Origin of the sequence: Streptomyces sp. NPDC006335 (assembly GCF_040612795.1) — a bacterium.
Taxonomy (GTDB): domain Bacteria; phylum Actinomycetota; class Actinomycetes; order Streptomycetales; family Streptomycetaceae; genus Streptomyces.
In genome coordinates this window covers 65,294-81,151 of sequence record NZ_JBEXQX010000014.1, presented here as the reverse complement: position 1 = coordinate 81,151, position 15,858 = coordinate 65,294, and the positions used below count along the sequence as shown (strand labels likewise).

The following is a 15,858-nucleotide window of genomic DNA, read 5'->3' as shown; positions in this document are numbered from 1 at the left end:
CGCGCCCCTGGACGCCTGCGGCGGCCTGCGAGGGTTCGGTGGGGGTGGGTGGGGCGCGTGCGGTTCGGTGCACGGTCGGCCATGGCGGACGGTCCCTCGTGGACGCCGGTGACCGCAACTCCCCAGGGGCGCGGGGAACTGCGCGACCAGCCCCCACCGGCCCGCACCCGCCCCGGCACGTCGCGGCGCGCGAGATGAAGAACGGCCCATCTTGACGCAGGCGACTGCAACCCCTCAGGGGCGCGGGGAACTGCGCGACCAGCCACAACGGACCCGCAGCCGCCCCGACAACCCGCCCCGGCACGTCATGGTGCGTGAAGTGGCGGACGGTCCCTCGTGGACGCAGGTGACTGCAACCCCTCAGGGGCGCGGGGAACTGCGCGACCAGCCCCCACCGGCCCGCACCCGCCCGCCAACCTCACCCGGCGCCCTCACCCCGCCCCCGGCGCCGCAGCAGCAGCAGTCCCCCCGCCACCGCAGTGATCCCCGCCGCCGCGGACCAGCCGACCAGGTCGTCGGAACCCGTGGCCGCGAGGTCGTCGTGGCCGGGGGCGGGGGACGCCGTACCCCCCGTCCGGGGCCGCGCACCGGAGGGCGAGGGTGCCGTCGGGGCAGGAGACGCCCCCGTGTCCGACACCCGGTCCCGCGTGAACGCCAGCGTTCCGAAACCCAGTTGGTCGTAGCCGCCGCTGTTGGGGCCGTAGTCCCCACCGCCCCCCTCCGGCGAGGACTTTGCCGCGATGCGGGTGAGGTACGACGCCGAGAGCCCCCGGCGCTTCGTGTAGTGGTTGGCGATCATCGCCCAGATGGGGCGGGTCATCGCTGGGTCGACACGGGCCGCCGCGGACGCCGTCTCCCTCCCGGACCAGCCCCCGATCGCCCCCTTCGCGCGGGTGTTCGCGGTGTAGGAGACGTCCCCTCCCATGCTCCACTTCGCCACGTACTGGGCCCCCTTGAGGAACCGGCTGTCGTCGTAGCCGTACAGGTCGTACCCCTGGTTCCACGCCATCTCGCAGAACGTGCCCATCAGGCCGACGCCGAGGAGCGCGTGCCCCTGGTCCCGGCCGGCCTCAAGCCACTCGGCGAGGCCGTCGCCGTACACGACGGGGATGGCGTTCCGGATCGCGCCGAGTCCGTCGCCGTGCTTGAAGTAGTCGATCGCACGGGCGACTTGGGCCCGGTCGTCGCAGAAGACGCCGGTGGCCAGGACGCAGGCCATGGCGCACAGGTCCCAGTTGGTCCAGTAGTTGGTGACGACCGCGCCGTTGTGGCGGACCAGGAAGTCGTCGCTGAGCGGGGCGAAGACCTTGCTGAGCAGTTCCTGGAAGCGGGGGAGGTCGAAGTCCGGGTGGTCGCGGACGAGTTCGGCGGCGTTGGCGAACTGGTAGCCGTAGAGCCCGGCGGCGAGGAAGCGGTCCGCGGTGCCCTCGACCGAAGTCAGCTTCGACGACCAGGCGTTGAGGATGGCCACGGCGGTGTCGGCGTGCGCGCTGTCGCCGCTGACGTGGTACCGGAGGCCGTTCTGGTAGGCGGCGTGGATGTCGTTGTAGAGGGTCGCGTAGTTCTCGGGGGTGCCGGATCCCCGGTACACCGTGGTCTGCGGTCGGGGCGTCCAGCCGCTCTGCGCATGGCGGTTGGCGGTCAGTCGCGCGAAGCCCGCCGTGTAGGGCGTGGCGCCCGCCTTCACCTTGGCGGCCATGCGGGCGAGGTCGGCCCGCGTGTGCAGCAGGCCCGGGTGCGCGAAGCCGGAGTCGGCGGCGGTGGCGGTGGCGGGCAGGGCCGTCGCGGCGGTCACCGCGACACCCGCGGCTCCCGCCGCCTTGAGCATGCCGCGGCGGCTGATCTGTGAAGTCACGAACGTCATTCCTCGCGTGCCGGTGGCTGGGGACGGTCAGGAGACGCGAGGGTGGGACGGTCGATAACAGAAACGGGAACAGGAATCAGGAACAGGAACCGGGAACAGAAAAGGGAACTGGAACCGGGAACAGGAAGGACCTGCCCATGAGCATCCGCAGGATCATGCCCGACATCCACGTCCGGTCCGGGGAGGCCCTGACCGCCAACCGTGACTTCTACGGCCTGCTCGGCTTCGAGGAGGTCATGGACATGGGGTGGGTCGTGACGCTGGCGTCGCCCGCCAACCCGACCGCCCAGATCAGCTTCCTCACCGAGGAGCGCACCGCGCCCGTCGTCCCCGACCTGAGCGTGGAGGTCGAGGACGTCGACGCCGTGTACGCGCAGGTCGTGGCGTCCGGCGCGGAGGTCGTACGGGAGCTGCGAGACGAGGAGTGGGGCGTACGGCGCTTCTTCGTCCGGGACCCGAACGGCCGGGTGGTGAACGTGCTGACCCACCAGGCCGGGCGAGACCGGTGAGCGGTCAGGCGTTGCGGTCCGCCACCGCCCACGACGCCAGGGCCACCGCGCCCGCCACACCGAACACCGCGGGCCACGCGCCGACCTTCTTGGCCAGCGGGTGCGACCCGGCGAAGGCGGCCACGTACGCCGCCGAGAGCGCCCCGGCGGCCTTCCCGCCGGCCCGCTCCCGCCACTGCTGGGCCGCCGCGGCCCCGGCGACGGCCAGCACCGCCCCGCCGAGCTGCCGCTTCTTCGTCCAACGGGCCACGCCGTACCCGCCGACGAGCCCGCCCGCCGCGACCAGCGCGCTGGGAACCTTCGCCATGTCCGCCTCCTCCTGACGCTCATGATCGGCGCGGTCGCGATCGACCTCGCCGGTGGGTCGAGGCTAACTCCGGACCGGATCCGTCAAGCAGACCTGAGTCGGGGCTTGTCAAGTTTCCTGGATCCGAGCTATATAAGAAGGCGTAGGGCATCGCACCCGGAGAGTCTGTGGAAAGGAGATGGACTGTGATGCTCATGCGTACCGACCCCTTCCGTGAGTTCGACCGGCTCACGCAGCAGGTTTTCGGTTCCACGGCCCGTCCCGCCGCGATGGCGATGGACGCGTACCGGTCGGGGGACGACTTCGTCGTCCACTTCGACCTCCCCGGCGTCGACCCCGAGACGATCGACCTGGACGTCGAACGCAACGTCCTGAACGTCCGCGCCGAGCGCCGCCTCCCCGCCCCCGAGGGCGCGGAGATGATCGTCGCGGAGCGCCCCACGGGCTCCTTCACCCGGCAGCTCTTCCTCGGCGACACCCTCGACACGGAACGTATCGACGCCTCGTACGACGCCGGTGTCCTCACCCTGCGCATCCCCGTGGCCGAGCAGGCCAAGCCGCGCCGCATCCAGATCTCGGGCGGCGACAACGCCCGCAAGCAGATCAGCCGCTGACCGCGGCGGCCGAAGAACCGACGAAGGCAGTCGCGCCCCCGCGGGCCCGGCAGGTCCGCCCGCGGGGCGCAACGACCCCCAGGAGACCAGTACATGAGCGCACTCAGCGCGGAACGAGCGATCAGAACGACACGGTGGAGCGACCTCGTCGACGCCGTGCGGGATGCCGGACAGTACGCGACCACGGCGGACGCGGAACAGGTCGTCCGCGTCGTCCTGTCCGCCCTCGGCGGCCTTGTCACCGGCGACGAACGTGTCGACCTCGCCCGGGCCCTGCCCGAGGAGGCCGCCAGGCTTGTCGCCTCCCGGATCCCGCTCAACAGGCCCCTGACGGCACCGGAGTTCGTGGACACGGTGGCCGCCCGCACGGAGGGCGCGACGCCCGCGACCGCCCGCTGGGACGTCAGCTCGGTCCTGAGCGTGCTGCCCGAGCTGGTGGGCGACGAGCTCGTGGACCGTGTCCTGGCCCAACTGCCGTCCGGTTACGCGCTGTTGTTCGGCAAGGCGGAACTGGCCCCCGCGGCCTGACCCGCGCCCGCCCCGCCTGGCGGTCCCCGCGGAAAACGGCTGGCGCGGACGGCACGGGCAGGCGAGTCTTCCCTCACGTACGCAACCGACGTGAGGGGGAGGGCAGTTGACGCGCACCACCACGCACCCGACCGGTGCAGCTGAGCACCTCACGACTCCCACCGCGCACCTCACCACCGGTGACGGCATCCGCCTCGCCTACCGCGACCGCCCCGGCTCCGGCTCGACCGTGCTGCTCCTGCACGGGCTCGCGGGCCACCTGGGCGAATGGGACGACCTGGCGGGGCGGTTGCGGTCGGCCGGGCACCGGGTGGTGGCGTACGACGCCCGCGGTCACGGGGAGAGCACCCGCCGCCCCGCGTCGGTGAGCCGCGCCGCCCACGTCGAGGACGCCGTGACCCTGCTGCGGGACCTGCACCTCGCCCCCGCGATCCTCATCGGCCAGTCCATGGGCGGGCATACCGCGATGCTGCTCGCGGCGGACCACCCCGAACCGGTGCGCTCGCTCGTCCTGGTCGAGGCGGGCCCGGCCGGCCCGCACCCGGAGCTGCCGGGCACGATCGCGCTCTGGCTGGAGAGCTGGCCGCTCCCCTTCGCGTCCCTGGCGGCGGCGACGGACTTCCTCGGGCACGAGGCGTGGGCGCGGGGGCTGGAGAAGAGCGCGGACGGCCTGCGCCCGCGCTTCGACCGTGACACGCTGGTCGCGACGGCGGCGGAACTGGCCGCGGACGGCTACTGGCCCCAGTGGTCGCGGATCCGCTGCCCCACCCTCCTCGTACGCGGCGCGTCCGGCACCATGAAGCCCGCGGAGGCGGCCGAGATGCTGAACCGGCGCCCGGACACCCGCACGGCCGTCGTGCCGGGCGCCGCCCACGACGTACACCTGGACCAGCCGGAGCCGCTGCACTCGCACATCGAGAGGTTCCTGGCCGACGAGTCGACGAGGAGGGGCCGGTGACGTACGTCTTCCTGGAGACCGCGCGGCTGCGGCTGCGGGCGTTCACCGAGGCCGACGCGGGGCATCTCGTGGCCCTGGACGGCGACCCCGAGGTGATGCGCTTCCTCACCGGCGGCGCGCCGACACCCCCCGAGACCATCCGCGTCCGCACCCTGCCCCGTCTCCTCCACGACCACCCCGGCCTCGGCACGCGCGGGTACTGGGCGGCCGAGGAGAGGTCCACCGGCACCTTCCTCGGCTGGTTCGAGTTCCGCCCCCTCGACGACGACAGCCCGGCCGTCGTCGAACTGGGCTACCGCCTCAACAGGGCCGCCTGGGGCCGGGGTTACGCCACGGAAGGCTCCCGCGCCCTCATCGACAAGGGCTTCACCGACCTCGGCGTCGAGCGCGTCACCGCCAACACCATGACCGTCAACCGGGGCTCCCGCCGCGTGATGGAGAAGTCCGGCCTGACCTTCCTCCGCACCTTCGACAGCGACTGGCCCGAGCCGATCGAGGGCTCCGAGCAGGGCGAGGTGGAGTACGAACTCACGCGGGCGGACTGGGAACGACGCCGAAGCGAGCAGCCGTGAACGCCGGCCGCCCGCTCCTCTACCTCGACGTCGACGGCCCCCTCAACCCCTACGCAGCCCGGCCCGAACGCCGCCCCGAGGGCTACACCACCCACCGCATCAAGCCCGAGGGCTGGATCGCCCAGCACCCCGGCCTGCCCCCGTCCGCCGTACGGCCCCTGCGGGTCTGGCTCAACCCCGACCACGGACCCGCGCTGCTGGCCCTCGCGGACCGCTACGACCTCGTCTGGGCGACCACATGGCGCCAGGAGGCGAACACCTTCATCGCCCCCGTCCTCGGCCTCCCGCCCCTCCCCGTCGTCGACTGGCCCACGCCCCCCACACCCGGCCCGAACGGCACCTTCTGGAAGACCCGCCACCTCGTCACCCACGCCCACGGCCGCCCCTTCGCCTGGCTCGACGACGAACTCGACGACAGCGACCGCCAGTTCGTGACCGCCCACCACGACGCCCCGGCCCTGCTGCACCGCATCGATCCCCGACTCGGCCTGCGGGACCGCGATTTCGACGCACTCGCGGTCTTCGCGCGGGACCTGTGACGCGAACTACGCCCAGTCGTCCGGTGGCCCCGCCGGACGGCCGTAGGCCCAGATGCGGTCGAACTCGGCCTGGAAGTTCTCGTACCACTGCCCGTCGCGGTCGGGGCGCAGGGTGAAGACGGCGTCGCCGGTGGCGGAGCTGTGGGAGTAGATGTCGACATGGATGAGGCCGTCCGGGCGCCGAGAGTCCAGCAGGACCAGGCCGAACGCGGGGACGAAGGGGAGGAACCGCACCTCGACCCGGGCATCGGCCCCGGGGGTCTCCACAAGCTCCCGCAGCAGGTCCAGCGAGGAACGCAGCCGGTTCGCGTACACGGAGGGCCGGTCGGGCATCGTGCTGCGCCGGGCCGCCTCCTCCGGAGTGGATCCGTGCGGGTCGATCAGCGCCACCCTGACCGTCGCCCCGGCGGCCGCCCGGCTCTGGAGCTCGTCGATCAGGTTCCGCAGGGTCCGCCCGAGGGTCACGCCGACGATCCTGATGTCCTGTGCCCCGTGGACCTGTTCGACGAGGCCGGGCTTGTCGTGAGCCAGGAAGTCCTGCGCCGACACCTCCCCGGCGACCCGCGCGCGGACCTGGTCGGCCAGAGCCGTCAACTGCCTGCGGCTGCCCAGGAGGCTCCCGGCGAGCAGGGTCAGCGTCGCGAGGGTGGCCGCGGCCAGTGTCCTGTCGCCCACCAGGTCCAGTGCGCCCAGGACCGCGAGGGCCAGCGACAGCAGGGCCGTCGAGTAGATCTCCAGGTTCTCGCCGCGGGACAGGTCCCGGACCGCTCGCCGCAGGAAGCGCATGCCGGTCAGTGTGGGAGTGGGATGCGCGCCTGTCGAGATCGCCCTGTCGAGATCGCCCTGTCGAGACGACCGCGTCGAGATCGCCCCGTCACACCTCGTCGAGCAGCGTCGCGAGGCCGTGGTCGAGGTCGGGGACCAGGTTCTCGGTGCCGGGCTGGACGACGTCGTAGGAGCGCAGCAGGAAGCGGCGGAGGGTGGCCGTGCCGAAGCGGATCACGGCGAGGCCGAGCGGCGAGCGGAACTCGATGGCGGTCCGGGCCCAGCCGCACGGCCGTATCCGCACGTCCCCCACCCCGGCGGGGACCTCCAGCCCCTCCTCCAGCAGCGCCCGCCCGAACATCCACGTCACGCCCTCGCCGTCGGCCGAGACATGCGCCGGGAAGTCGATGTGCACGGCGAACGGCTCGGCGGAGCTGTAGCGCAGCGTGGGCCGCACCGGGAGTTCCGGGTGGTCGGGGGTGACCAGACGGGCGCGGACGGTCTGTTGCAGGCTGGTGAGGCGCATGAGTGGTGGTCTCCGTCTCGGTGGGGCCTGAGGCCTCGGGCTCGGTGCTGTCGGGTCCATTGCTTTGTCGAGTGGCCGGAGTACCGCTTGATTACGCCACTACCGGCGCCGGGTTTTGTGATCTGGATCACGACCGGAACTGAATGATTGAAAGTTTTGTCATCTACGCTGGCAAACCCTTCCGCACCCCACCCGCCGGGAACTGGAGCGTTCCTGCATGACCGATCAACCGGCCAGAGTGCCCGCCCGGACGTCCCCCTCCACGACCGCCGCGTACGTGCGGATCTACGAGGAGGAGCAGCCGCGCCTCGTCGCGTACGCCCGCTCGCTCACCCGCAACACCTGGGCGGCCGAGGACCTCGTCGCCGAGGCGCACTTCCGCGTGTGGCGGCGGCTGTCCGCGGGGCACGAGATCGACAACGTCCCGGCGTACCTCATGACGACCGTCCGGCACCTCGCGTCCTCCGCCGCCGGCGCCACACGCGAGACCCCGCGCGACCCGCAGCTCTCGGAGCAGGTCCCGGAGCAGGCGTCGGCCGCACACGCGGCGGACCCGGCCGAACAGGTCTCCGCCACCGACCTGTTGGTCCGTGTCCTCGGCGAACTCCCCGAACGCTGGGTACGCGCCCTGTGGCTCGCCGACGCCGAGGGCCAGCCGCTGGAGACGGTCGGCCGGCAGATCGGCGCCAAGCAGGGCGCGACGGCCGTACTCCTGCACCGCGCCCGCGAAGGCATGCGCCAGGCGTTCCTGCGCTCGCAGACCGACGCGCCCGACGACCCGGCGTGCGAGGTCCACTGGGTCCGTATGCCGGCCTACGTCCGCGGCAACGCGACCCCGCGCCAGTCCGAGCGCCTCCTCGCCCACGTCGACGCCTGCGACGGGTGCCGCGGCCGCCTCGCCGTCCTGATCCGCGCCAACGACCGGCTGCCCGCGCTCGTCGGTCCCGCGCTGCTCGTCTTCGCGGTGGGCGGCGGCGCGGCGAAGTTCCTGACGTCGCTCACGGCCGGCTCCGCGGGGGCCGCCTCGGCGACCGGACAGGGACTTCTCCATACGGCCCGTGCGGCGGGCCCCAGGACCAAGGCAGCCCTCGCCTCCGGCACGGCGGCCGCCGCAGCCGTCGCGGTCGTGCTGGCCCTCGGCGTGAACGACTCTCCCGCGACGGCGACTTCACCGGCGAAGGTGCCGGTGGCGCAGGGACCGGTCGCGCAGGGGCCGGTGACGGAGCCGTCGGCGGGTGCGGTGGGGGAGACGCCGGGGGGTGGCCTGCCGGCGGGGGCCGAGCGGGGCCGGGACCGGGGCGACGGCAGCGAGGCGGTCGTCATCGAGGATGCCGGTGTGTCCGCGAAGACGGAGAACACCGGGAACAACGGGAGCAACGGGAACACCAGTAACGCCGGTGATTCCGGGAGTGGTTCGGGCGGTTCCGGCGGCGGGGGTGTAGTCGGCGCCCCCGGAACACCGGAGGATCCCGCGCCCGCGCCGGTGGTGCCGGAGATACCTGACCCCGGGCCCGATCCCGTGAAGCCCGCCCCGGAGGTGCCCGACCCCGGGCCCGAGCCAGCGGACCCCGCGCCGGGGGAGGAGAACCCGAAGCCACCCGCGGAGCCGACGCCGGCTCCCCCGAAGGAACCGCAGCCCAAGCCCAAGCCGCAGCCCAAGCCGAAGCCCGAGAAGCCGAAGCCGAAGCCCGAGAAGCCGAAGCCCGGCACGCCGGGGGAGGGGACACCCGTACCGGAACCGAAGCCGCAACCGGAACCGAAGCCGCAACCGGAGCCGCAACCGGAGCCGGAAACGCCAACCCCCGCCGCCCCCGAACCATCACCCGCACCCGCCCCAGGCGACGACTGCGGCTGAGACCTCAGTGCTGGTACGGCTGCTGCGGGGCCTGTCCGCCGTACACCTGACCCCCCGACCCGCCCGCGGCGGCCTGCGCCTGCAACTGCTCCGCCTCCTGCGCGCTCACCTTGTTCTCCGCACCGCAGAAGGTGCACTGCGTCGCGTACTTGGTGGAGATCGGGAACAGCGGCACGAAGAACAGCGTGAACTTCGTGACGCGCTTGCGCAGGGTGTGCGCGGCCGGGTTCCCGCAGCGCCCGCACACCACGGTGAGTATCGCGAGCTGGTACAGGTACCCCTTGGTGCCAAAGAGGATGAGCATGGTGTCGTCGCCTTCCGGGTCGGTGCTTGAGAGGCAGTATCCCCGCGGCCGACGTCCGACCGCTCAGAGCTCGGGCAGGACGCGGTCGAAGAAGACCAGGTCCTCCTGGAGGACAGGATGCAGCCCGGCGGACTCCTCTGCTGTGACCCAGCGCACGGCACTCACCTCGCCCGGGTCCACGACCACCTTTCCGTCCTCGGTCCCCACGGTCCACCGGTGCGGCCGGAACCGCTAGTCACGGGTCTGGGGACTGCCACATCTTCGGGCCCGGCACCACCTGCGGCCCGACCCCCTCCGCCACCTCCCGCACGAGCGTCCCGGCCTGCGCGCCCCCGCCCCCCGGGGCTCCACGGTCCCACTGAGCGGAGCCCAGCACCCCGGCAGCCGGGCCGAGGGCCTCCACTGGACGACGAGTACCCGCCCACACGCCGGATCACCGAGACGACCGCGTCCCGCCGCTCCACCACCGCCCTTCCCGGAGGGGCCGCCGGACCGGCCCTCCCGCCCCGCCAGCTCGTACGACCCCACGCACGCGAGGCGGCCGGACGCGGACCGCCGGACGCGGACCGCCGGGCAGACGCCGCCCCGACACGTCACCCGGCCCCCACGAGCCCCGGCCCCCCCACGAGCCCCAGCCCCCCACGAGCCCCCGACCCGACCGGCCCCGACCCCAGCGCCGACGGCGTACGACGGAACCGGCCCATGACCCACGCCACCCGTAGCGCAGCCGACCCCCTCAAGCCTCATCGGGCCAGGACAGGAGGGAGCGGTAGGCACAGACGCGCGATGAGCATGTGGTTCCGGTGCGACTCCCGTACGACTCCTCCCCGGCATGTCGAACGCACCGCCCCCCGATCGACGTGAGAGTGAGGAACCCGCCCCGGGACCCACCCGCGGGCCCACTCTCGGTACCCACCCCGGGACTCACTCTCGGTACCGACCCCATGACCTCAGGAGCGCACCCCGCCATGACCGTGAACGTGACCGTGACCGTGACCGCAGATCTGGCCATCTCCCTCGACGGCTGCGTCGCCGGCCCCGACGTGACCCTCGACAACCCGGGCGGCACCGGCGCCGAGCCCCTCTTCGAGTGGATCCACAACCTGGCGAGCTGGCGCGAACGCCAGGGCATGACCGGCGGTGAGGAGAACCGCGACTCCGAGCTGATGCGGGAGTGGTTCGACGCGACCGGGGCGGTGGTCATGGGCCGCACGATGTACGACACGGGCGAGTCCTTCTGGGGCGAGAACCCACCCTTCCGTACCCCGGTCTTCGTCCTGACCCACCGTCCGCGCCTCACCCTGGTCAAGCAGGGCGGCACGACCTTCACCTTCGTCACCGACGGCATCCACAGCGCACTGGCCCAGGCTCGGGAGGCGGCCGGGGACAGGAACGTCGACATCGCGGGCGGCGCGAGGACGGTACGGCAGTACCTGCGGGAGGGGCTCATCGACGAACTGCAACTGCACGTGGTGCCGGCGTTGCTGGGGGACGGGCTGCGGCTGTTCGAGGGGGTGGGGAGCGGGCACCTGGAGCAGGTCAGGGTGGTGGAGACACCTCTGGCGACCCACCTGAAGTATCGCGTGGTGAAGTGAGGCGAGATGTGATGACGTCCCAACTCGCCCGGACCCGGCCGGGGGTCAGGACTCCAGACGGCTGAGCGCCTCCATGGCCTCGCGTTCGATGCGGGCGAGTTCGTGCAGGGCGGCACCGGCCTGTACGAGGTACTGCTCCTCGCCCGACTCCCCGGCCTCGGTGATCAGCGCGGCGACCTCCGTCCACAGGACGGCTGCCTCTGTGTACAGCCGGTGGCCGGTGCGCAGGTGCTCACTGTCGAGCAACTGGCCGCACTCGGCGAGGAAGTCACGGTAGAGGTTGCGGAACAACGCACCCCCGGTACCGGCCCTCTCCATCAACAGGGCGGTCTGCGGCAGATCCCGCCCCGGGTCGTCACTCCGCCGAAGCCAGGTGCGTACGGCCTTCCCGGCCTTGTCGATGCCGCGGTGCCCCAGGTTGGCGATGGGCGGATGGAGAAAGGCGCGAGCACACCCGGCGAGGGCGGGAACGATCCTCGTATGCGGAGCGGGCATGCCCTGGGGCACGGCGACGGTGAACGACCGATGCCTGGCAGCCATGGGCCCCCGCGCCGCCCTGGCCAGCGCCAGACTGTCCAGTCCCGTGGACACCGCTCCGCCCTGCTGCTCGGTGTCCACGAGGTGGGCGACCTGGTCGTCGTAGCCGTACATCGCGACGACATGCCCCCCGAAGTGCACCTTCGCCGTGAAGTACTCCAGGTGAAAACTGTCGAGCTGAAGCCCGACGGGCCGCCCGCCGTCGATGTCCTCCACGACATTCGCCCACGCCTTACGGGGCGAGGTCGTCTCCCGCACCCGCAGTTCGAATCCGAGAACGTCAGCCAGATTCCTGGTCAACTCGAACGGCTTCACCCGCCCCCCGAGAAAGGGGAACCCCATGTTCTTGCTGTCCCAGTAAATGAAGGACAGCCCCCGACCCAGTCCGAAGAGCATGGGTTCGGAGAGATCGACCCCCTGATGCCGAAGGAGCACGCCGAGAGTGGTGGTCTCGCAGTGGTGCGTGGGGCGGGGGGTGATGCCGGTGACGGTGGTCACGGGGTGCGCTCCTAGTGGGCGTGATCGACCTGGTTGTCATCGCTGCGATGACGGCACGCACCGCTCATCAATCTCCCCGTTTCAGGCGTCCTGCGAGCTCGATGCCTTCCTCTACCGCAGCGCCGAAGTCCGGGGCTTGGCACAGACGGATCCTGCCTCTGTAATCGACGATCACCGACGCGACCGCGCTCAGATCCGTCTCCGACGACGCCTCCAGCGCCCGTTGGAGGTCCGCTTCGAACGACGCCTGGTCTTCGGCGAATCCGTGGCCGGACCTGAGGGCGGCACGGATATCGCCGATGGTCAGCAACGGCAGTGGCACGGGTGCGGGCGTCCTCGCGTACGGTCCGCTCACGTCGTCTGCTCCTAGAAGCCTTCGGGAGGGGTACGCCGTACCCCGGCCAGGAAGGTGCGCCAGGCCCCCACCGACAGGGCGAGGTACGGGCGTTCAGGTGCCTTGGAATCTCGCACCAGGACCGCGGGCTGAACGAAGGCGGCCTCCACGCACTCGGTTCCGCTGCCTCCGCTGTAGGAGGACTTGAACCACTCGTGCGTCGGTGCCTTCGCCATCAAAGCTCCTTGCTTATACGGCGGATGACCGCCGCAGAGGACTCAAGGTCGAGCGCTTGTGCGCTGAGGTACTCGAACGCCAATCTATAACGCTCCAGTTCCCGTTGCTTCTCCATGAAGAGGCCTCCGCCGAGCAAGTCCACGTAGACCACGTCCAGTTCGGGAGTCGGCCCTCTCAGGACGGCGAAGCTGCCCACGGAAGCCGCGTGTGCGCCGGATGAAAACGGGAGTACTTGGACGGTGACGTGCAGTCGTTGCGTCATGGTGAGTAGGTGTTGGAGCTGGTCCTGCATGACCTCATGGCCGCCCACCCTGCGCCGCAGTGCCGCCTCGTCGATCACACACCAGAGCAGCGGGGGTTCATCACGCTCTAGAAGCTCTTGCCTCTTCATGCGGATGTCCACCATGTGCTGAACTTCGCGCTCGGGGCACTGCACTTCCGAGGCCCTGTGGACGGCTTCCGCGTAGGCGCGGGTCTGTAGCAGACCTGGGATGTACATGCAGGCGTAGTGGTCCTCGCGTACGACTTCATCCTCAAGCGTGAGCATGAGGTTCATCGACTCGGGGATGGGGTCGTCGAGGGAGCGCCACCAGCCTTGGATCTTGGCGCCCTTCGCGAGCTCTACGAGGGCGAGTCGTTCCTCGTCGGAGGCACCGTACTCGCGGCAGAGGGCATCAACCGCTGGCCACTTGACGGCCCCTTCCTTCGTTTCGTAGCGGCTCAAGGTCGCCTTCGAGATGCCGACGCTGGTGCCTGCTTCCTCTAGGGTCAGTCCCTTTCGCTCGCGGAGACGACGGAGGTCGGCGCCGAGCTGGCGCCTTCGTGTCGTGGGTCCAACTGCCATACCTACGGCCCTTCGTGTCGATCTAGCAGATCGTCCTGCTTGTCCCAAGAGGACGGCAAGGTGGCGTGCGCCGGGGGCGCTCGCCATGGGTGCACACCACCAGAGACGCGATATGAGAGTTCCATTTTGAGAGTTGCAATGCAACTCTCTGTGTGTGGCTAGTTGCACCCCGCAACTCGACTCGAAGGTAGAGGTGTTGATGGATGGACTGCGTTGCTGGTGTTCCGAGGAAGCCCTGGAGTCTTCCCTTCACGGCGGAGCCGCAGGAGGTCGCGGCGCTCCGGCGGATCATGCGGCTTCACTTGGGACTGTGGGGGCTCCACGGGGTCATTGATGCCGCTCAGCTCTGCGTCAGCGAGCTTGTGTCGAACGTCATCAGTCACGTGGGTACCGGTACGCCCGCCACCCTCGTCGTCTCCATGAGCGGAACCCGTCTACGGATCGAGGTCCACGACTCCGACACCCGTGCCCTGCCAGTGCTTCTCGATGCCGGCCTAGATGCCGACTCGGGCAGAGGGATGGCGCTGATCAGTGCCGTTACTGACCGTTGGGGCGTTCAGCTTCGGGCCGACCAGAAGGTCACCTGGTGCGAGCTGCCGACAGGCCTGTCTTCGGTCGAAGGTGCTCCGAGGGGGGCTCGTGTGAATCGGGCGGAGGTCGAGTAGCTAGCAGAGGACTACCAGTACATGCGCTGGTAGTCCTCTGCTTCCAACGGAAGTTCAGGACGCAAGCGCCGGGCAATCCATGCAGCGGAAGTTGGAAGTGCTGTCCGGTGTCACGGTGTTTGCTCCGAACTCAGAGAAACCGCCGCTGTCATTGCGATACACGATGCCTATCCCGTGCTCAGCGAGCAGGTCGCGGAGGTCTTCGCGGGGGAGTGTCGGTGTGAGCACCATCAGATGGAGGGGATGATCGTGGCTGAGGCGTCTCAAGTAGCGGCGCGCGTGTAGGAGTTGAGCAAGAGCCTGAGTGATGGACTCGCTTGCTGCGCTACTTGTTGGCTCGTACAGCGTGTTGTTCGTTTGGTTGTAAAGGTCGAACACGAGTTGAGACGTCGAGTTTCGCATGGACAGTTCCAGTTGAACGATCGTTTCTCCGGCTGCTACCTCACGATCCTCGAAGGCGTCTGCCAGGTCATCACGGGCCGCCACCCCCACCTGATCGGCGTTGGGCGGCTGTTGTTGGCGCCTCTGTCGCCGGTAGGCCCGGGCGAGACGGCCTGCGGTCCGATGGAACCGAAATCGGGAAGTGGGTGCCGGTTGGAGCGTGTCGGAAATCTCTCGGATATACGGACCCACGGGACGCAGGCGAAAGACTATGACGTTGCGGTCCTGGCCCAGTTCGTCCTTGGCTTCCCGTATTTCGAACGGGTTGCGTTCGTCAACCTTAAACCGACCTATGTATCTGTGTGTTCGGGTATCGCTTCCCGGGACCTTTCCTACGGCAATAAATAAATGTAAAGTGCGCCCCTTGGTGGCGTGTTCCAGGATTGCCAAGTTTCCGCCACTGAGGGTCTGGTTACCTCGCTTCCCTGCCCCGGTGTAGGTGAACACGGGCCCTATATCGTCATCCTCAGCGAGCCATCCATCGCTATATCCGTAACGCTCGCCAATCTTGCTGTCGGAGAATAAGAGGACGTTTCTTTTCTCCTTCGCTGGACAGATTCCTGCGTACCCGCTGCCGCCAAGTACGGGATGGATATCTGCGCGAGTGAGGACGTCGCCAGGTCGAAACTCGGGAGTGGGCGTTGTCATAGGTCAAGGTTAGTAGCTCCCGTGCTCGCGGAGTGCACGAAGCGACGCAGTCCGCTTGGAGGGGCGTTGTGATAGCCCTGGAGCCAAGCGAGGATGGTGTGATGAGTGATGCGACGGGGACGGTCATCTCGGGGGTTATCGCTTTCGCGGCCGCGGTCATCGGGGCTGTGATCGCTGGACGGTATGCCAAGCGTGGGGCGGAAGCGGGCGGGCGTAAGGCGGTTGAGGCGGCGCTAGCGCAGGTGCACGGTCAGGCGGCAGCGGAACACTGGCAATGGGTGCGTAGTCAGAGGCATCAGTCCTTTGCGGCCCTCCTTGCGGCTTATGCCGCTCTTGATGAAGTGCTTGCCCGGATCGCCCCTGAGGTGCGAAGCGGAAGTGGACTTGATGAGGCGGCAGGGAGCGAGGTGCGAGGGCGTCTGCTCGAACTACAAGCCAAAACTAGCCAATTGGCGCTATGGGGGCCAATTGCGGCAAATTCTTTGGCCTACGCCATCACGGGCAAGTCGGTCGCAGCCGTGCGGTGCTTGCTCCATATCGATCGTATGAACCCTTCCAGCGATAGCACGGATTGGTCCCGTTTCGAGCAGGCTCGACAGGAGATGGCGGAGGCGCACGCAACCTTCCTGCAGCGTGCTGGTGAGATCATTCGCGACCCTCGGCAGCCGGTTGGCTAGCTGGTCAGCTAGCCGGTTCCGGCTTACCGAGGGGGAGAGAC

General features: G+C 69.8%; 20 protein-coding genes and 1 pseudogene. 10 read left to right on the top strand and 11 right to left on the bottom strand.

What is annotated here, in order from left to right:
- Positions 1 to 418 precede the first annotated feature (418 nt).
- On the bottom strand, positions 419 to 1,828 hold the full coding sequence (locus ABZ098_RS31855) for an alginate lyase family protein (RefSeq protein WP_356597289.1): 1,410 nt from the start codon (positions 1,826 to 1,828) through the stop codon (positions 419 to 421).
- Between the two features lie 173 nt (positions 1,829 to 2,001).
- Between ABZ098_RS31855 and ABZ098_RS31850 the strand changes: the two genes are divergently transcribed.
- The gene (locus tag ABZ098_RS31850) at positions 2,002 to 2,373 is read left to right on the top strand and encodes a VOC family protein (RefSeq protein ID WP_356597062.1); all 372 of its coding nucleotides are present in this window, start codon (positions 2,002 to 2,004) and stop codon (positions 2,371 to 2,373) included.
- Between the two features lie 4 nt (positions 2,374 to 2,377).
- Here the strand turns inward: ABZ098_RS31850 and ABZ098_RS31845 are convergent, their stop codons facing one another.
- Positions 2,378 to 2,680: a hypothetical protein gene (locus tag ABZ098_RS31845; protein ID WP_356099501.1), complete on the bottom strand. Its 303-nt coding sequence runs from the start codon at positions 2,678 to 2,680 to the stop codon at positions 2,378 to 2,380.
- Between the two features lie 188 nt (positions 2,681 to 2,868).
- On the opposite strand from ABZ098_RS31845, the gene ABZ098_RS31840 reads away from it, so the two are divergent.
- From ABZ098_RS31840 to ABZ098_RS31820, 5 genes are all read left to right on the top strand, one after another.
- Positions 2,869 to 3,294, top strand: coding sequence for an Hsp20/alpha crystallin family protein (locus ABZ098_RS31840; protein ID WP_356597060.1), 426 nt, complete (start codon positions 2,869 to 2,871; stop codon positions 3,292 to 3,294).
- A 93-nt stretch (positions 3,295 to 3,387) separates the two neighbouring features.
- Positions 3,388 to 3,822, top strand: coding sequence for a DUF2267 domain-containing protein (locus tag ABZ098_RS31835; RefSeq protein ID WP_356597058.1), 435 nt, complete (start codon positions 3,388 to 3,390; stop codon positions 3,820 to 3,822).
- A 106-nt stretch (positions 3,823 to 3,928) separates the two neighbouring features.
- Positions 3,929 to 4,780 (top strand): alpha/beta hydrolase, encoded by an 852-nt coding sequence (locus ABZ098_RS31830; protein ID WP_356597056.1) that lies wholly within the window; start codon positions 3,929 to 3,931, stop codon positions 4,778 to 4,780.
- Positions 4,777 to 5,352 (top strand): GNAT family N-acetyltransferase, encoded by a 576-nt coding sequence (locus ABZ098_RS31825; protein ID WP_356597054.1) that lies wholly within the window; start codon positions 4,777 to 4,779, stop codon positions 5,350 to 5,352. The genes ABZ098_RS31830 and ABZ098_RS31825 overlap by 4 nt, the downstream gene beginning before the upstream one ends.
- Entirely contained in the window at positions 5,349 to 5,891 is a 543-nt protein-coding gene (locus ABZ098_RS31820; protein WP_356597052.1) for an HAD domain-containing protein, read from the top strand. Before ABZ098_RS31825 ends, ABZ098_RS31820 begins: the two co-directional genes overlap by 4 nt.
- Positions 5,892 to 5,897: 6 nt before the next feature.
- Here ABZ098_RS31820 and ABZ098_RS31815 read toward each other — a convergent pair whose 3' ends face one another.
- On the bottom strand, positions 5,898 to 6,677 hold the full coding sequence (locus tag ABZ098_RS31815) for a hypothetical protein (RefSeq protein WP_356597050.1): 780 nt from the start codon (positions 6,675 to 6,677) through the stop codon (positions 5,898 to 5,900).
- 88 nt (positions 6,678 to 6,765) lie between these two features.
- Positions 6,766 to 7,182 (bottom strand): SsgA family sporulation/cell division regulator, encoded by a 417-nt coding sequence (locus ABZ098_RS31810; RefSeq protein WP_356597048.1) that lies wholly within the window; start codon positions 7,180 to 7,182, stop codon positions 6,766 to 6,768.
- Positions 7,183 to 7,399: 217 nt separating this feature from the next.
- Here ABZ098_RS31810 and ABZ098_RS31805 point away from each other — a divergent pair, with 217 nt between their 5' ends.
- Positions 7,400 to 9,037: a sigma-70 family RNA polymerase sigma factor gene (locus ABZ098_RS31805; protein ID WP_356597046.1), complete on the top strand. Its 1,638-nt coding sequence runs from the start codon at positions 7,400 to 7,402 to the stop codon at positions 9,035 to 9,037.
- Positions 9,038 to 9,041: 4 nt separating this feature from the next.
- On the opposite strand, the gene ABZ098_RS31800 is transcribed toward ABZ098_RS31805, so the two are convergent.
- Both ABZ098_RS31800 and ABZ098_RS31795 read right to left on the bottom strand, forming a co-directional pair.
- On the bottom strand, positions 9,042 to 9,341 hold the full coding sequence (locus tag ABZ098_RS31800; RefSeq protein ID WP_356597044.1) for a zinc-ribbon domain-containing protein: 300 nt from the start codon (positions 9,339 to 9,341) through the stop codon (positions 9,042 to 9,044).
- 63 nt (positions 9,342 to 9,404) lie between these two features.
- Positions 9,405 to 9,548 (bottom strand): hypothetical protein, encoded by a 144-nt coding sequence (locus ABZ098_RS31795; protein WP_356597042.1) that lies wholly within the window; start codon positions 9,546 to 9,548, stop codon positions 9,405 to 9,407.
- Positions 9,549 to 10,309: 761 nt separating this feature from the next.
- Between ABZ098_RS31795 and ABZ098_RS31790 the strand changes: the two genes are divergently transcribed.
- Complete coding sequence (locus tag ABZ098_RS31790; RefSeq protein WP_356597040.1) at positions 10,310 to 10,936, top strand: dihydrofolate reductase family protein; 627 nt, start codon at positions 10,310 to 10,312, stop codon at positions 10,934 to 10,936.
- A gap of 45 nt (positions 10,937 to 10,981) precedes the next feature.
- On the opposite strand, the gene ABZ098_RS31785 is transcribed toward ABZ098_RS31790, so the two are convergent.
- From ABZ098_RS31785 to ABZ098_RS31770, 4 genes are all read right to left on the bottom strand, one after another.
- A complete protein-coding gene (locus ABZ098_RS31785; RefSeq protein ID WP_356597038.1) occupies positions 10,982 to 11,971 on the bottom strand; it encodes a BtrH N-terminal domain-containing protein in 990 nt (329 codons plus the stop codon).
- Between the two features lie 67 nt (positions 11,972 to 12,038).
- The gene (locus ABZ098_RS31780; RefSeq protein ID WP_356597036.1) at positions 12,039 to 12,326 is read right to left on the bottom strand and encodes a DUF6247 family protein; all 288 of its coding nucleotides are present in this window, start codon (positions 12,324 to 12,326) and stop codon (positions 12,039 to 12,041) included.
- Between the two features lie 11 nt (positions 12,327 to 12,337).
- A complete protein-coding gene (locus tag ABZ098_RS31775; protein WP_356597034.1) occupies positions 12,338 to 12,541 on the bottom strand; it encodes a DUF397 domain-containing protein in 204 nt (67 codons plus the stop codon).
- Positions 12,541 to 13,386, bottom strand: coding sequence for a helix-turn-helix transcriptional regulator (locus tag ABZ098_RS31770; RefSeq protein WP_356597032.1), 846 nt, complete (start codon positions 13,384 to 13,386; stop codon positions 12,541 to 12,543). Before ABZ098_RS31770 ends, ABZ098_RS31775 begins: the two co-directional genes overlap by 1 nt.
- Positions 13,387 to 13,589: 203 nt before the next feature.
- Between ABZ098_RS31770 and ABZ098_RS31765 the strand changes: the two are divergent.
- Positions 13,590 to 14,000: pseudogene (locus ABZ098_RS31765) on the top strand (ATP-binding protein); the annotation flags it as partial.
- Positions 14,001 to 14,105: 105 nt separating this feature from the next.
- Here ABZ098_RS31765 and ABZ098_RS31760 read toward each other — a convergent pair.
- Positions 14,106 to 15,140, bottom strand: a complete 1,035-nt coding sequence (locus ABZ098_RS31760; protein WP_356597030.1) for a hypothetical protein — start codon at positions 15,138 to 15,140, stop codon at positions 14,106 to 14,108.
- Between the two features lie 101 nt (positions 15,141 to 15,241).
- Here ABZ098_RS31760 and ABZ098_RS31755 point away from each other — a divergent pair, with 101 nt between their 5' ends.
- Complete coding sequence (locus tag ABZ098_RS31755) at positions 15,242 to 15,817, top strand: hypothetical protein (RefSeq protein WP_356597028.1); 576 nt, start codon at positions 15,242 to 15,244, stop codon at positions 15,815 to 15,817.
- Positions 15,818 to 15,858: the final 41 nt, after the last annotated feature.

Bases quoted from the DNA above. Each gene is read 5' to 3' on its own strand.
- ABZ098_RS31855 (WP_356597289.1), bottom strand. From the start codon at position 1,828: ATGCTCAAGGCGGCGGGAGCCGCGGGTGTCGCGGTGACCGCCGCGACG.
- ABZ098_RS31850 (WP_356597062.1), top strand. From the start codon at position 2,002: ATGAGCATCCGCAGGATCATGCCCGACATCCACGTCCGGTCCGGGGAG.
- ABZ098_RS31845 (WP_356099501.1), bottom strand. From the start codon at position 2,680: ATGGCGAAGGTTCCCAGCGCGCTGGTCGCGGCGGGCGGGCTCGTCGGC.
- ABZ098_RS31840 (WP_356597060.1), top strand. From the start codon at position 2,869: ATGCTCATGCGTACCGACCCCTTCCGTGAGTTCGACCGGCTCACGCAG.
- ABZ098_RS31835 (WP_356597058.1), top strand. From the start codon at position 3,388: ATGAGCGCACTCAGCGCGGAACGAGCGATCAGAACGACACGGTGGAGC.
- ABZ098_RS31815 (WP_356597050.1), bottom strand. From the start codon at position 6,677: ATGCGCTTCCTGCGGCGAGCGGTCCGGGACCTGTCCCGCGGCGAGAAC.
- ABZ098_RS31810 (WP_356597048.1), bottom strand. From the start codon at position 7,182: ATGCGCCTCACCAGCCTGCAACAGACCGTCCGCGCCCGTCTGGTCACC.
- ABZ098_RS31805 (WP_356597046.1), top strand. From the start codon at position 7,400: ATGACCGATCAACCGGCCAGAGTGCCCGCCCGGACGTCCCCCTCCACG.
- ABZ098_RS31800 (WP_356597044.1), bottom strand. From the start codon at position 9,341: ATGCTCATCCTCTTTGGCACCAAGGGGTACCTGTACCAGCTCGCGATA.
- ABZ098_RS31790 (WP_356597040.1), top strand. From the start codon at position 10,310: ATGACCGTGAACGTGACCGTGACCGTGACCGCAGATCTGGCCATCTCC.
- ABZ098_RS31775 (WP_356597034.1), bottom strand. From the start codon at position 12,541: ATGGCGAAGGCACCGACGCACGAGTGGTTCAAGTCCTCCTACAGCGGA.
- ABZ098_RS31770 (WP_356597032.1), bottom strand. From the start codon at position 13,386: ATGGCAGTTGGACCCACGACACGAAGGCGCCAGCTCGGCGCCGACCTC.
- ABZ098_RS31760 (WP_356597030.1), bottom strand. From the start codon at position 15,140: ATGACAACGCCCACTCCCGAGTTTCGACCTGGCGACGTCCTCACTCGC.
- ABZ098_RS31755 (WP_356597028.1), top strand. From the start codon at position 15,242: ATGAGTGATGCGACGGGGACGGTCATCTCGGGGGTTATCGCTTTCGCG.